A 15,691-nucleotide genomic window follows, 5' to 3' on the forward strand; every position below is an offset into this window, starting at 1 on the left:
AATTAGTCAATAATGAAAAGATATATACAAAATAAAATTTCAAGAATAGTACCTTTAGTTGCGGTTGCTGCTCTTTTTGTTTCCTGCTCAGAGGATTTTCTGGAACCAGACCCGCTTTCGTTTTACGAGCCAGAAGCTACATTTAGTACAGAAAGCGGATTGCAAGCTGTTTTGGCAAGTGCCGATAAACAGCTTCGTAATAACTATATTCATTACAATAATGCTGGTAATAGTGTGCCTATTGGTACAGAATATGTTTTCTCTGATATGTCAAAATATGGAAAAACAGATAACACCAGCACCATTTCTGATTTTGCCAATACTATGGTGCCTACCATGAGTTACAAAACGGCAACAAATGATGATTTTTATTTCGGATTTTACTGGACTGAAGCTTATACTGGAATTAAACATGCCAATACTGTTTTAACTTATATTGATAAGGTAACAAGTTTAACAGAAGAAGTGAAACGTAAATACATTGGTCAAGCTTACTTTCACAGAGCATACCGTTATCTTAATTTGGTTTATCAATTTGGAGATATTCCACTGATTACAAAGATTTTGGAAGTTCCAAAACAAAGTTATTATTCAACTAAAAAAGAGGCTATTATCGAAATGATTACGGCTGATATGGAAAAGGCTGTAGAATGGGTGCCGGAACAATCGAAATTACCTTATCTAGGCGTAGTAAACAAAGGAGCATGTCGTCAATTATTGATTAAATGTTACCTGGCTTCCGGAAGATTCAAAGATGCAGAGAATCAGGCTGATTTACTGATCAACCAATCGGGTTATTCTTTGATGCAGGGTTCTTTTGGAACTTTTGATGCAGGAGGAAATCCAGCGACATGGACTATCACTAGAAATGTGATCTGGGATTTACACCGACCTGAAAATAAAGTTATTGCCGCTAACAGAGAAGCTATTTTGGTAATGCCGAATGGTGGCGTACAATCTTTTTTACCATTTGCATCGATGAGAATTTTTGGTCCAAACTGGAATTCAGGTACAGTTACTACTCCTGACGGAAAGCAAGCCGCAAATCGTTTTGCTTCAAACAATGCCAATTATCAGGCAAATTATGATTACGCAAGAGCTTTAGGGCGTGGTATTGCTACAATTAGTGCTTCTTATTATTCACAGCATCCAATGTGGGTGGTTAATGGAGTTGAAGACAAACAAGATCTTAGACATAACAGTACCGTTGGGAACTGGGTAAACATGGAAAATTTGAAATACAGCGACAAAACTTCTGCGTATTATGGGCAAAATTTCAGATTAAAAAATGGTGCTACTTTGTTGGCAAAAGATACACTGCGCGAATGGTTTGATTTTCCGTTGTACAAAATCTATCTGCACGATGTGGTAAATGAAACCAATCCAAATGCAAATGATTTTCAGGGAGCCAGTACAGGAAGTAAAGCACATTGGTACTTATATCGTTTGGCTGAAACTTATTTGTTGAGAGCAGAAGCCCGTTTTTATCAAGGTAATGTTGGCGGTGCTGCTCAAGATGTAAATGTTATTAGAGCAAGAGCAGGTGCTTCGCAAATGTATGGAACAGTAACAATAGGTGATATTTGTGCAGAAAGAGGAAGAGAACTTTACCTGGAAGAATGGAGGAATGTCGAGCTAAAACGTATTTCGCATTGTCTCGCACTCAGCGGACAACCAGATGAATGGGGGCAGACGTACAATAAAACGAACTGGGACAAACAGTCCGGAACGGATGACGCAGGCGGAAGTTACTGGTATCAGCGAATTGTCCACTATACTCTTTACAATAAATATCCAAGTGGAATTGTAGTTCCAAACGGAACTAAATTTTATACAATGGACAAACGTAATAACTATTGGCCAATTCCAAACAGTGCCATAACAGCTAACATCAAAGGGAAATTAAGTCAGAACTTTGGTTATGATGGTTATGACCCGAGCGTTAAGGTTTGGGACAAATGGCAGGATGCTGTCGCAGATGAGAACCAGCTTTAATTGAAATGAAAGACAAAATGCAGTTTTTTGTTTAAAGCGGTTTAAGTTTTTTAAGACTTCCTCTAATAGAAATAGATTCACATTTAGAATCGTCATGATTAAAAAATGATGAATTGTTTAAATAGATAAAGTTTGGTTTAATTAGTTCAGAGATGATTAGGGATCTTTCGGGATCCCTTTTTACAATACAAGATTTCAGTATGTAAAACGAATATATGCGATTAAAATAAATAGAAGATGAGATTTATCGGTAAGTTTTTGGTGTTGGGAATTGTCCTGATGCTGCTTTTTAGTTTTATCAGGTACAAAGAAAAAGCTTTAATGGCTGAAGATTATAAGTTGGTCTGGTCAGATGAATTCAACACAGATGGTCGTCCAGATGAAAAGAATTGGAATTACGAAATAGGTTTTGTGAGAAATCAAGAAAACCAATGGTATCAAAAAGAAAATGCATTTTGCAAAGATGGTTATTTGATTATCGAAGCTAGAAATGAAAATAAACCCAACCCAAATTTTGTATCTAAAACGCATAAAGATTTTGCTAAAAATAGAGATTCCATAAAAGTGACTTCTTCCTGTTTGATTACCAGCGGAAAGCATTCTTGGCAATATGGCCGTTTTGAAATGCGTGCTAAAATTCCAGTTGGAAAAGGAATGTGGCCAGCTTTCTGGAGTTTGGGTGTAAAAGGAAACTGGCCGGCAAACGGAGAAATAGACATTATGGAATATTATACCGGAAAAATACTGGCAAATGCCGCTTGGAAATCAAATGAATCGAAGACAGCTTGGGACAGTGAAACATTTAAACTGACTGATTTTAAAGACAAAGCATGGGCAGATCAATTTCACGTTTGGAAAATGGATTGGGATGCGCATTCGATTAAATTATATGTTGACAATCAATTATTAAATGAAATTAGTGTTGATAAAACCCTATACTCAAAAGAGCAAGAAATAATTCCGTTTCGACAGCCGCATTATTTATTGGTCAATTTGGCGGTCGGAGGAATAAATGGCGGAGATTTCACTAAAGCAGATCTTCCGTCAAGATACAGTATAGATTATATCAGGGTTTATCAAAAAAATAAATAAAAAATGAAATTAAAATTTTCAATCATTATCGGTTTTGTGTGTTCTTTTGTTTTTTCGCAAAACAATTATTTTGTTCCAGGAAAACAGTGGAAAGATACAGATGGAGTGCATATTAACGCTCACGGTGGCGGAATTCTTTTTGATGCAGGAACGTATTATTGGTACGGCGAATATAAAACTTCGGGACGTTCAGGAAATACCTCTTTGGAGGGAATCAGCTGTTATTCCTCAAAAGATTTGTACAATTGGCATAACGAAGGCGTTGTACTGCGAGTCGAACAAAATCCCAAATCAGAAATTACAAAAGGATGTGTTATGGAGCGTCCGAAAGTAATCTTTAATAAAAAAACAGGTAAATATGTGATGTGGTTTCATTTGGAACTGAAAGGGCAGGGGTATGATGCCGCAAAAGCCGCTGTCGCCATTAGTGATACTCCAAAAGGACCATTTAAATTTGTTAAATCCTATCGTCCAAATAAAGGTTTTTGGCCTTTGGATTATAAAGAGGAATTTAAAACGGCTACTGCAAATGAAAAACAGTTAAAGTCTTGGAGTCCAGAATGGCTCACAGCTATTCAGAACGGAATGCTCGTTCGCAGGGATTTTGATAAAGGGCAAATGTCCAGAGATATGACCGTTTATGTTGATGATAATGAAAAGGCGTATTTAATTCATTCTTCAGAAGAGAATTTGACGCTTCATATTTCAGAACTTACAGATGATTATTTAGATTTTACTGATAAATGGACAAGAGTAGCACCAGCGGGTCATAATGAAGCTCCTGCTATTTTTAAGAAAGACGGAATTTATTATATGATAACATCAGGTTGCACGGGCTGGGATCCAAATGCGGCAAGATCTTTTAAATCGAAATCCATTTGGGGACCTTGGGAAAGCTTAGGAAATCCGTGTGTGGGTAAAGATGCTGCATTGACTTTTCATTCACAAAGCACTTATATTCTTCCTGTACAAGGCAAAAAGGATGAGTTTATTTTTATGGCTGATCGATGGAATCCTAAAAATCCGATTGATGGGACTTATGTTTGGCTTCCCATAAAATTTGAAAATGGGAAACCTATTTTAAAATGGTTGGATAAATGGAATTTAAATGCTTTTACAGAAAATTAATAAAAATAATCCGTTGGGTGAAATAAAATAGCTTCATTCAAGAATTAAAATCTAATTTGATCTGCTAAAATCCTTTAATCTCGATAGCTATCGGGAGCTTGAAATTCTTTTGCTTATAAATTTTTCACGCAGATTCAAACAGATTAAAGCAGATTTAGACAGATTTATATCTAAGCTGATTTAAATAAAATTGAAATAAAATCACCCAACGGGTTGAAAAATAGTTTAAATTAATACATTAAGAGTTGCTAACTAGACTCATTATTAAAAAAAATATCAAAATGAAAATACAGCCAAATTATTGCAAACAGAAATCACGTCTTGTTTTTTCAATGTTTATATGTTTTTTATTTTTTTCGGTAACACAGGCTCAGAAGAAGAGAATCGTTAAAGAAGCAATTCCTTTAGACTCTATTAGATTGAGCGATCCGGCAATTTTAGCAGATAAGAAAACCAAACTGTATTATATGACCGGTACAGGAGGATTGCTCTGGAAAAGCAAAGATTTAAAATCATGGAGCGCTCCGTATGATATTGTTAAAACTGATCCTAATTCCTGGATGGGACCCAATCCTATGATTTGGGCGGCAGAACTGCATTTTTATAAAAATAAATATTATGATTTTGCGACTTTTACCAATAGAGACAAAATAATAGATAAAGTTGACGGCATTAGTATTGAACGCCGTGCAAGCCATATTTTAGTCAGTGATAAAGCGGAAGGTCCTTATGTGCCAATGAAAGACGAGATTTATTTACCTGCAACTAAACCAACACTTGATGGTACTTTTTGGGTAGATAAAGACGGAAAACCGTATATGATTTATTGTTATGAATGGCTTCAAAATGGAAACGGAACGATTGAAAAAATAGAATTAAAACCAGATTTAAGGGGTTCGGTAGGTGAGGGAAAATTACTTTTTAAAGCAAGCGATTCTCCGTGGAGCCGAGAAAAAGATGCGAATGGAAATGACAAACCCAATAAAGTGACAGACGGCCCTTATTTGTTTAAGACCAAAACGGGACGTTTAGGAATGATTTGGACGAGCTGGATTTATGATGTTTATACGCAAGGAGTTGCTTATTCTAAAAGCGGTACTTTAGACGGCCCGTGGATTCAGGAAAAAGATCCGATTACACCTCCTAATTTTGGTCACGGAATGTTATTTCAAACTTTTGAAGGCAAATGGCTGATGTCGGTTCATAGCCATAAAAAAGTGGATGGCAAAACAGTTCGAATTCCGAAATTATTTGAGGTCGATTTATCTGGAGATCAATTGGTGATAGTAAAACCTTATATTCCTTAGAACTATTTTTTGGAAAGCCGATAAATTTTGAAATTAGAAATTAGAAAAAAAAATAAAAATGAATAATTTGAAAATGTGGTTTTTAACCACAATGTTTAGTCTGTCTTTATTTTCACAACAAAAAGAAAATACGAATAACGTTTTTAAAATTGTTAATCCAGATTATAAGCTGAGTCCTTATACCGGAATGGCAAAACAGCATTGGAAAGATGCAGGACTTTATTTATTAGAAGGCGCTTTTAGTTACATTCATAATCTGGATGATCCGATGAAGTTTCCTAAACAGCCTGGAAAAAGTTATCCGCAGGATGAAGGCAGAGTACCGACAGAGAAACTGGAGGGTTTGAGCAGAACGTTGTTTATTGCTTCTCCGCTTCTTAAAGAAAATCCGAATTTAGTAATCAACAATATTAAAGTTGCCGATTATTACAGGCATCAATTCAGTAAATTAGTCGATCCTAAAAGCCCTTCTTATATTGTACCAAGACCTAAAAATGGAGGCCCAAGCCAGAATTTGGTGGAGTATGGAGCAATTGCTATGTCTTTGCTAACCAATCCAGAAGTGCTTTGGAAACCCTTACCGCAAGAGCAGAAAGATGCATTGGCAAAATCGATGCTTAGTTATGGCGATGGTCCTACGGTGTCTTCCAATTGGAAGTTTTTCAACATTTTTGTTTTAAGCTTTTTTAAAGAACAAGGTTATGCTGTTAATGAGAAACTGTTGGAAGAATACCTGCAGAAATGCTTAAACGATTACAGAGGAGAAGGCTGGTACAACGACAGTCCGGCGTACGATTATTACAGTATGTGGGGATTTCAATTGTATGGAGCGCTTTGGTCTGAATATTTCGGGAACAAATATTATCCTGAATATGCGGCGAAGTTCAAAAGTAATTTTAGAGATCTTAATTCTAATTATCCTGCAATGTTCAGTCAAAATGGGGAGATGATTATGTTTGGAAGAAGCATTAGTTATAGAATTGCATCGATTGCCGCTTTTCCGTTTATGGGATTAGAAAATGATGCTGCGGTTAATAATGGATGGTTGCGTAGAATTTCATCAGGAGTTTTAAAACAGTTTTTAGAAAATCCTGATTTTCTGAAGGATAACGTACCAACACTTGGTTTTTTCGGAGCATTTGAACCCGCCGTTCAAGTGTATAGCTGTAGAGGAAGCGTGTATTGGATGGGAAAAGCCTTTATGGGACTTTTACTGCCAGATGATAATCCGTTTTGGACAGCAAAAGAGAATGAAGGAGACTGGGAAACCAAATTCAAAAAAGAGAATGTTTATAACAATTTTGTAAACGGTTCGAAGATTTTGATTACAGATTATCCAAACATTGGAGCATCAGAAATCAGAGCGTGGTGTCATGAGAAAAAGAAAGACGACTGGCAGGGATTTCGATCAACAGAAAATTATAACCGACTTTCTTATAATAGCGCTTTCCTTTGGCAGGCTGACGGTTCTAACGGAGAAGTTGCCATGAATTATGTTTTTAAAAATGCCAAACAAGAATGGGAACCGTTAAGATTGTTCACTTTTAAAAAATTTGAAGATGGTATTTATTACCGTAATGCAGTTTTAGAAACCAACGAACGCATTCAGATGAATCTGGCTGATGTTCCGTTGCCCAACGGTATTTTAAGGATTGATCGAAATAACAGTTCAGATGCTGTTGCGATGCGATTAGGGCATTATGCTTTACCGCAATTAGACAAAGAGATTAAAACCACAACAAAGAGTATTGATGGTAAAACAGTAACCATTATTGATAACGGAAAATACCAATTGGCGATGATACCGCTTTTGGGCTGGGAAAAAGCAGAAGTTGTAGCGTGCAAAGATTTACATCCCGAAAGTGAAAACAGTAAAGTGATTGATGTTGCGGCTAGTTTTAATCCGAATGATAAGAAAGCTAATATTTACGCAACTTTGATGCTTTGGAAAAAATCAGGTGAAAAATGGAAGAATAAAGAGTTGATTCCGCTAAAAATTCAACAACAGAAAAATGGGACTATCAGCGTTCAATTTAATGATGGCACAAAAAAGACAGTTGATTTTGATAAGTGATTGCTGCAATAAGATAACTTATGAATCGTAATTGTTTGATTTATAAAATATAAGCGTTGAGTGAAATTACTTTTTTAAATCTATTAAATCAGCTTAGATATAAATCTGTATGAATCTGCTTTAATCTGTATGAATCTGCGCGAAAAATTATAAGGATTTCACGCTCCCATAGCTATCGGAATTAAAGTATTTTAGCAGATAAATTAGATTTCCAATTGGTTGTCAAAAAACGCTTAAGTGATTACTCAAATAACATAAAAACCAGCTGCAGGTGAGCTGGTTTATAAATTACTGTTTTATTCTGCTTTTGACATGTTTAAAGTTAAGGTTGTCATAAATTCAAGTCCAGTTGTTGTGATAGCCTTCACGGTGATTTCATATGCGCCTGCAGTCATTGAAGTGCTTTTCTTGACCGTGACAGAACCAGTTTTTTCGTTTATTGAAAATATGCTTTCAGTATCGCTAAAAGGCTGTCCGTCTTTTTTGATCCCATTGATAGCAAACGATGATTTGTAGGCCTCGGGCGAAAAAGCTGGAGCAGCCGATACATATCCGTTTGATAGTGCAATATGAAGATTATTCAATACTATAGTCAAATCATATTCAGGATAATAGGTGCCAAAAAAGAATTTGATTTTCGGAATAAAGATTACTCGGAATGTTGTCGATGCTACTTTGAATCCGTCTTTAAGAAGAATCGGAGTTACATCATATGCTTTTTCAGCCTTTTTATCTGGATCTCCGGCATTGGCTGGGAATTTCAAGACATTAGAACTTAGGGATACTTCTGTTCCAACAGCCGATTGATTTTCAATTGCCCAGCTCATAGCAGCCGAAATAGTTTGAGGAGCTTCAAGCTCAAAATTGGCTGCATCGCCATAAATCACATAGGCAACCGGAATTGCTGCTTTGCTTTCGATGCCTTTCATCGACAGTTTTGCGGGAGTGACTTTAAAGTCAATAGTCTGTCTGCCCTGAAAATTTTGGCTTGCAGAACTTGCGTTTACAATGATTTTGTAGCTGTCAGGCAATTTTGTACCATTAGCCGACACAGCACTATTAGGATAAAGCAAACCGCTGTCGATATTGATTTTTCCAGATTCACTGTCTACGGTTACTGCTTTCGCAAGTTTATCATTCAGATTTTCAGCGGCATTTACTTTCACATTTTCATTCAGACTAAAATCTAATTTTATCTGAAGGTCAGATGCTTTCAAAACGCTCGAGGGCAGGGCAATGCGCTGCTGTTCGCCATAAACCATTGATGTTGCTGGGGTAAGGTCTATATCAATCTGTTGTTGAGGTGTCTGCTCATTGTCGCTGCTGCAGGCTGTAATCGATAGAGCCAAAAGTCCCATGAATAGTAATCGGAAGTAGTTTTTTTCTTTTCTCATTATTTAAAATTTTTGCCAAAAGTATATTTTAAAAATCACTATCGCAACAAAGTTGCGATATTTTATTGCAATTTTGTTGCGATAATAGTTTTAAGCCCTATATTTGCGCCCATTATATTCCAAATTCAGCGTTATTATGCAAATTACAGCCCAACCTTTATGTCTCATTTTCCTTGCTTTTAGCCTTTATTCCTATTCGCAGCATAAGCCAGCCGACAGCGTTAAAACCAATGTTTTGAATGAAGTTATTATTAGTAATAACAACAAATCAGAAATAACGAGTTCTAGAAAAATTTCGAGAAAAGAACTTTTAAAAAATCAGTCGGCAACGCTTGGAGAGACGCTCAGCCATGTTCCCGGAATTCAGAATTCGTATTTCGGACCCAATTCAGGAGCTGTCGTAATCAGGAGTCTCAGCGGTAACCGGGTAAAAGTGTTAAGTAACGGAATGGCGATGAACGACCTTTCTGGAATCAGTCCAAACCTTAATCTGATTACCGATACGGATAATCTTTTGGGAATTGACATTCACATTAACGACGGAAATGTTCTTTTTGGCGGTAGAGCCATTGGTGGTGCAGTTAACCTGAAAGACAATACCATCCCGAAAGAAAAAGCACCCAAATCCCTGTCGGGTTTTGTACGGGCGGAAGGAAGTACTAATTTGGGATATAAACAATCTTTTGATTTTAACGGAAATATCGGCAAAAAATGGGTCTGGCATGCTGGCGGAATGAACCGATGGAATGATGATATCAAAATACCGGGAAACACAAAAGCCCCCATTGCCTACGATCCAAAAATTGATGACCTGACCGCTGCTATGGCGCAAGTTCATGTTGAAAAAGTGACTACAAGAAACCTTACTTTGTATCCGTACATAAGCCAGTTTGTACTAGACAATATGAATGACCCACAATGGGATCTTACCGAAGCTGATTTGTATACTTTTGAAGAAAAATCATTTGTCAATGGTGCGTATGTATCGAATCCCAAAAACAGTTTATATATCGCGGGACAACCAGCAGGAACACCTTTTTCAACTACTGTTGTAAAAAGCATAACAGATTATGCTCCAGTAAAACGAGGAACCATGCCTAACAGTCATGCCAACAGTCATGCCCTAAATTTTGGAACGGGCTATGTGGGCGAAAAATTCAATATTGGAGCCGGGTTTCGCAGAACATACGGCTATTACGGAATTCCTGGTTTTGCACTGCGCAAACTGCCCGGACATACACACACGCATGACGACGGTTACACGCATGAAGTTGAAGGAGAAAGCATATACCTGCCCATAAACACACGCTCAGAAAGCAACAGTGTGATGATGGAATCAGAATACAGACCACAAAATACGGGAGTTGCTGCCGTTAGGTTCAATTATATGCTGCAATATTCTCAAGACAGCGAACTCATTGGCGATTATCTTGCCAACAAATTTGCGGCATCACGCCAGATAGTTCGGTTGGAGGTGGATCAGCAGCCTCTTGATTTTTTAAAAGGACTTTCTGGCATAGACCTTTCGGCTATAAACATTGAAGGAAGCGGCGAACAGCGATATCTTCCGGATAACAAAAGCCGAGAGTACGGAATATTCACTCTGCAGCAGTTTGCTACAAAATTTCTGAAACTAAATGCAGGCTATCGACATGACATTGTGCAAAGGCGAGCTATGCTTACAGAAGGCTATAAACCAAGTAGGGGACTGGGAGGAGGGAAACTCTCAAATCGTGATTTTCATCTCCATCAGTTTACTTCCGCAATGCAGATAGATATTGCCAAACATGCCTATTTGCGAGGTTCTTATTCCCATTCCGAGCGAGCTCCCGATGTTAACGAATTGTATGCGGGCAATAACCACTTTGCCATTATTTTAGAAGAAAACGGAGATGACCGCTTAAACAAGGAAACCGCAAGAACAACAGAGTTTGGAGCTGGATTTAATTATGGCGGACTAAAATTTTCTGTTACCAATTACCACACTGTGTTAGATAATTATTTATATCTGGCGCATACAGGGATTTCGCGTTCAGGAGGATTTTTGGTAAAAGAATGGCGACAATCTGATACGGAGCTAAAAGGCTGGGAAGCTGAAATCGAATACAATAAAAAATTCACGGAAAGTTTTAATATACAGCTGGGATCGTATTTTGATTTGGTCAAAAACATCAATGTAGCCGAAGACCGCATGAGAGACTGGGCAGAAGGAGACTATATGCCCAATATGCCAACGAGCCGTTTTGGTTTTTCGGGTGGTATCGGTTTCAGGAAATTTGAATTAAGTGCAGCATTCGACCGTTATCTTGAACAGCGTTACCTCGGAAAAAACATTAACCCTGAACCTCCCATGCCGGCCTATTCGCTTCTTTCTGCAAGACTGGGTTATACTATGATTTTTAAAGAATATAAAATAGAATATTTTGCAGCCGGTACTAATCTTCTTAATGTTGAAGCCAGACCTCAGAATTCTTTTTTAAAGTATTTGGCCCCCTTGCCAGGTAGTAATATCTCTTTGGGAGTAACAGTAAGCATCTAAAATTATAATGAAAATTAGAATGCGTGATTGCAGATTACGCCACTATTCAAGGCTCATTATGGATGTATGATTTACCTGTTGAGAAGGATTAATTGCTTAAGATGTAGGTACGTTCAAATTATCTTGTAAAGAAGCTATAAGACTGATATCATTGAAATTATAAAACATTGTGGCTTTAAAAATATAAAATAAAGTCAAAATTAGGCTCTACTTTCATGTGACTGATAAATAGTTTCTTCACATTATAGTATACAATGCAATGACAGCTAAAAACACGCAGACGACAACTTTGCATATAAACGGATATACGCACGTACTTTCTATTGAGCCATGGATTTCTCTATTGGACATCCTACGAGAGCACCTACAGCTTACAGGCACAAAAAAAGGCTGTGACCACGGGCAGTGTGGCGCCTGTACGGTTTTGGTAAACGGGAAAAGAATCCTGAGTTGTCTAGCTTTGGGAGTTATGAAAGACGGCGCTCAGATTACAACCATCGAAGGAATTTCAAATGGCACCGAGCTGCATCCTGTGCAAAAAGCTTTTATTGAACACGACGCTTTTCAATGTGGATATTGTACGCCAGGACAAATCTGCAGCGCAATAGGTATGTTAAATGAAAATAAAGCCGAAACTAGAGAGGAAGTACAGGAATTGATGTCTGGAAATCTTTGCAGATGCGGTGCCAATAAAGGTATTATTGATGCGGTCATGGCGGTAAAGGAAGGAGGTTACAATGAATAATTTTTCCTATACTAAAGTTTCAACTCTAGCAGATGCCATACATGAAATTGATGGCGATATCAGAAATAAGATTGTGGCTGGCGGAACGAATATCAACGATCTTTTAAGATATTTTATCACAAAAGCTGATAAATTGGTTGATATAAATCCGGTTAGTGAATATAACTCGATTGTCCGGCTCGAGAATGGAGGCATTCGACTTGGAGCCCTTCACACAAATGCGGACACTGCTTACGACCCGATTGTTGAAGAACGCTATCCTCTGCTCTCAAAAGCAATCCTAGCAGGAGCTTCTGCCCAAATAAGGAATATGGCGACCAATGGCGGAAACTTGATGCAGCGCACCCGTTGTTATTACTTTTATGACATCCATACGCCCTGCAATAAACGTGATCTGGGTTCGGGATGTTCTGCTATTAACGGATACAACAGGATACACGCAGTGGTGGGACAAAGCGAAAACTGTATTGCTGTTTTCCCTTCAGACATGTGCGTGGCCTTGGCGGCGTTGCAAGCAACAGTTAATATTAGCGGTCCGAATGGTGAAAGAACATTGCCTTTTGCTGATTTTCACAGACTTCCTGGTGATACTCCCAATATAGATAATAATTTGATTCACGGAGAGATTATTACCAGCATTGATCTTCCAGAAAAAGGATTTGAGAAAAATTATTCGTACCTGAAGCTAAGAGATAGAAGTTCGTACGCCTTTGCATTGGTATCTGTCGCTACAGGATTGGATATCCAAAATAATGTTGTCAAAGAAGCGAGAATAGCTCTTGGCGGTGTAGCACATAAACCTTGGAGGGTTCTAGAAGCCGAAGATTTCTTAATAGGAAAGGAGCCTGTTCGCGAAAATTTTGCTAAAGCTGCAGATCTCATTTTAAAAGGAGCTCAAGGTTATGAGCATAATTCTTTTAAGATTGAATTGGCCAAGAGGGCTGTGATTAGAAATTGTATGATGGCGCTAAATCCAGAAGTACAGCGTCCTGGTGCCAAACCATCCGTGTAATCGATAAAGTAGTAGGATATGACAAGAAAACCAATGATAGGACAATCGATAAGCCGTTTAGAAGGGCCGTTGAAAGTTACAGGAGAAGCAAAATATGCGGGCGAATACAACGCTGAAAATTTAGTATACGGTTACGTGGTAAACAGCAGTATCACCAAAGGAAGCATTTCGGCAATCGATACTGATGATGCCAAAAAGATGAATGGAGTTATTGAAATTTTCACGCACGAAAACAGACCGCCCACAGCTTGGTTTGATATTCAATATGCTGATATGGATGCACCTCCCGGAACTGTTTTTAAGCCCTTAAAAGACAATATAATAAAATACAACGGTCAGCCAATTGCTTTGGTTGTGGCTGAGACATTTGAAATGGCCCGTTATGCAGCCATGAAAATCAAAGTGGCTTACATAGATGAAGAATTCGAAACCGATTTTAAGGCGAAACTTCATAACGAACGTAATCCTAAAAAAGGTCTGGCTTCGATGTTAAAACCTCCTCCACCAAAACCGAAGGGTGATTTTGAAGAGGCTTATCGCAATTCGTATGTACAGAGTTCGGGTACATTCAAGCACGGAACAGAACACCATAATCCGATGGAAATGTTTGCTTCTACTGTAATTTATCAAGGAAAGGGCAAGCTGAAAATTTATGACAAAACGCAAGGAACTATCAATTCGCAGCTATATGTGGCGAATGTGTTTGGTTTAAAAATGAAAAATGTTCAGGTTATTTCGCCTTTTGTAGGAGGTGCATTTGGATCTGGCCTTAGACCGCAGTACCAGCTTTTTATGGCGGTCATGGCGTCACTTGCCTTAAAACGGAATGTGAGGGTAACGCTCGATCGCACGCAGATGTTTACTTTTGGGCATAGACCGCCTACAATTCAGTATACCAGATTTGGAGCAGATCAAAACGGAAAAGTAAATGCGCTTTATCATAAAGCATCTGCTGAGACCTCGCAGTTTGAAGACTATGTTGAAATGGTTGTAAACTGGTCAAATATGCTCTATCCTGCTGAGAATACATTAATGGAGAGCAAACTGGTACCGCTAGATGTTTATTCTCCATTGGATATGCGTGCACCGGGAGGCAGTACAGGAATTCATGCTATTGAAATTACGATGGATGAACTTGCTTTTAAACTGAATATAGATCCGTTGGAACTGCGTCTCATCAATTATTCAAATGTTGATAAAAGTTCAGATAAGGAATATTCGAGCAAAGAACTTAGGGAATGTTATCTGCAAGGAGCAGAAAAATTTGGATGGTCAAAAAGAAATCCGAAACCGAGAAGCATGAAACGTGGCAATAAGCTTATTGGCTACGGAATGGCAACCGGAATCTGGGATGCAAATAGATTATTAGCACGAGTTGAGGCGAGAATGACAAGCGACGGGAAAGTCGAATTAAAAAGTGCTGTTACAGACATCGGTACAGGAACATTTACGGTCTTGAGCCAGATTGCCTCAGACGAACTCGGAATGAACTTAGAAAACGTTACATTTTCATATGCAGACAGCAGCATGCCTTTTGCACCAATCCAAGGAGGGTCTTTTACTACCGCTACTGTTGGGGCTGCTGTAAAAACGGCGTGCCAGGCATTAAACAAAAAAATATTTAAAAAAGCGGCATCGCTCAAAGAGTCATTTTTAAGCTTTGCCCAATTCGAAGATATCATTTTTAGAAATGGATTTTTAATTTTAAAAAGTGATCCAGAATCTAGAATCAGCGTTGTGGATATTTTTAAACAATTATCGATAAAAGAAATAAAAACTACCAATACGGCAATGCCCAATCCGCTTACTAGCGGAAAAAAAGCGAAGGCAGCACACAGCGCAGTTTTTGTGGAGGTCGAGGTCGATGAAGAGCTTGGCGTTATCGAGGTCACAAGAGCCGTAACCAGTGTGGCGGCCGGAAAGATCATTAATCCAAAAACGGCCGAAAGCCAGATTTTGGGAGGCATGGTTTGGGGAATCAGTAAGGCGCTTCACGAAGAGACCATAACCGATCATCAATTTGGCAAATATATGAATCCAAATCTGGCCGAATACCATATACCCGTTCATGCCGATATCCATGATCTTAGTGTAATCTTTGTAGAAGAACAGGACCAATTTGTAAATGACCTTGGTATAAAGGGAGTAGGCGAAATAGGTATTGTAGGAATGCCTCCTGCTATTGCAAATGCAGTGTTCCATGCGACAGGAAAGAGAATAAATGATTTGCCCATTCATTTTGAAAGGTTATTATAAAACCGCAGAATAAGATTTTATTTTTGCCAGCCACGGTTTAATAGATAATTTTCAGTTCTTAATAATCAAGTTTAAGATGTAATTAGAAGCGTTCCATTATTATTGTTTCATATTAAACAACTTTGTTTCATTTTAAAATTTGAAACCAT

The 15,691-nt window shown here is 38.1% G+C and carries 10 protein-coding genes; 9 read left to right on the forward strand and 1 reads right to left on the reverse strand.

Annotated elements, in window-relative coordinates; genetic code table 11:
- The first annotated feature begins 12 nt into the window (after positions 1-12).
- The 5 genes from E0W73_RS17625 (at position 13) to E0W73_RS17645 (ending at position 7,596) form a co-directional block, all read left to right on the forward strand.
- A complete protein-coding gene (locus E0W73_RS17625; protein ID WP_135223360.1) occupies positions 13-1,995 on the forward strand; it encodes a RagB/SusD family nutrient uptake outer membrane protein in 1,983 nt (660 codons plus the stop codon).
- A gap of 237 nt (positions 1,996-2,232) precedes the next feature.
- Positions 2,233-3,087: a glycoside hydrolase family 16 protein gene (locus E0W73_RS17630; protein WP_208730546.1), complete on the forward strand. Its 855-nt coding sequence runs from the start codon at positions 2,233-2,235 to the stop codon at positions 3,085-3,087.
- A 3-nt stretch (positions 3,088-3,090) separates the two neighbouring features.
- Complete coding sequence (locus E0W73_RS17635; RefSeq protein ID WP_135223361.1) at positions 3,091-4,215, forward strand: glycoside hydrolase family 43 protein; 1,125 nt, start codon at positions 3,091-3,093, stop codon at positions 4,213-4,215.
- 281 nt (positions 4,216-4,496) lie between these two features.
- A complete protein-coding gene (locus E0W73_RS17640; protein ID WP_208730547.1) occupies positions 4,497-5,522 on the forward strand; it encodes a glycoside hydrolase family 43 protein in 1,026 nt (341 codons plus the stop codon).
- 58 nt (positions 5,523-5,580) lie between these two features.
- Positions 5,581-7,596, forward strand: a complete 2,016-nt coding sequence (locus tag E0W73_RS17645) for a DUF2264 domain-containing protein (RefSeq protein ID WP_135223362.1) — start codon at positions 5,581-5,583, stop codon at positions 7,594-7,596.
- A 296-nt stretch (positions 7,597-7,892) separates the two neighbouring features.
- On the opposite strand, the gene E0W73_RS17650 is transcribed toward E0W73_RS17645, so the two are convergent.
- Complete coding sequence (locus tag E0W73_RS17650; RefSeq protein WP_135223363.1) at positions 7,893-8,990, reverse strand: DUF4958 domain-containing protein; 1,098 nt, start codon at positions 8,988-8,990, stop codon at positions 7,893-7,895.
- A 136-nt stretch (positions 8,991-9,126) separates the two neighbouring features.
- On the opposite strand from E0W73_RS17650, the gene E0W73_RS17655 reads away from it, so the two are divergent.
- The 4 genes from E0W73_RS17655 to E0W73_RS17670 all read left to right on the forward strand — a co-directional run bounded on the left by E0W73_RS17655 (position 9,127) and on the right by E0W73_RS17670 (position 15,542).
- Positions 9,127-11,529, forward strand: a complete 2,403-nt coding sequence (locus E0W73_RS17655) for a TonB-dependent receptor domain-containing protein (RefSeq protein ID WP_135223364.1) — start codon at positions 9,127-9,129, stop codon at positions 11,527-11,529.
- Positions 11,530-11,788: 259 nt separating this feature from the next.
- The gene (locus E0W73_RS17660) at positions 11,789-12,274 is read left to right on the forward strand and encodes a (2Fe-2S)-binding protein (protein WP_135223365.1); all 486 of its coding nucleotides are present in this window, start codon (positions 11,789-11,791) and stop codon (positions 12,272-12,274) included.
- Entirely contained in the window at positions 12,267-13,286 is a 1,020-nt protein-coding gene (locus tag E0W73_RS17665) for an FAD binding domain-containing protein (protein ID WP_135223366.1), read from the forward strand. The genes E0W73_RS17660 and E0W73_RS17665 overlap by 8 nt, the downstream gene beginning before the upstream one ends.
- Before the next feature lie 18 nt (positions 13,287-13,304).
- Positions 13,305-15,542 carry a xanthine dehydrogenase family protein molybdopterin-binding subunit gene (locus E0W73_RS17670; RefSeq protein ID WP_135223367.1) on the forward strand — a complete coding sequence of 746 codons (2,238 nt, stop codon included), beginning with the start codon at positions 13,305-13,307 and terminating at the stop codon, positions 15,540-15,542.
- Positions 15,543-15,691 lie beyond the last annotated feature (149 nt).

The organism is Flavobacterium foetidum, assembly GCF_004634245.1.
Classification (GTDB): Bacteria; Bacteroidota; Bacteroidia; order Flavobacteriales; family Flavobacteriaceae; genus Flavobacterium; species Flavobacterium foetidum.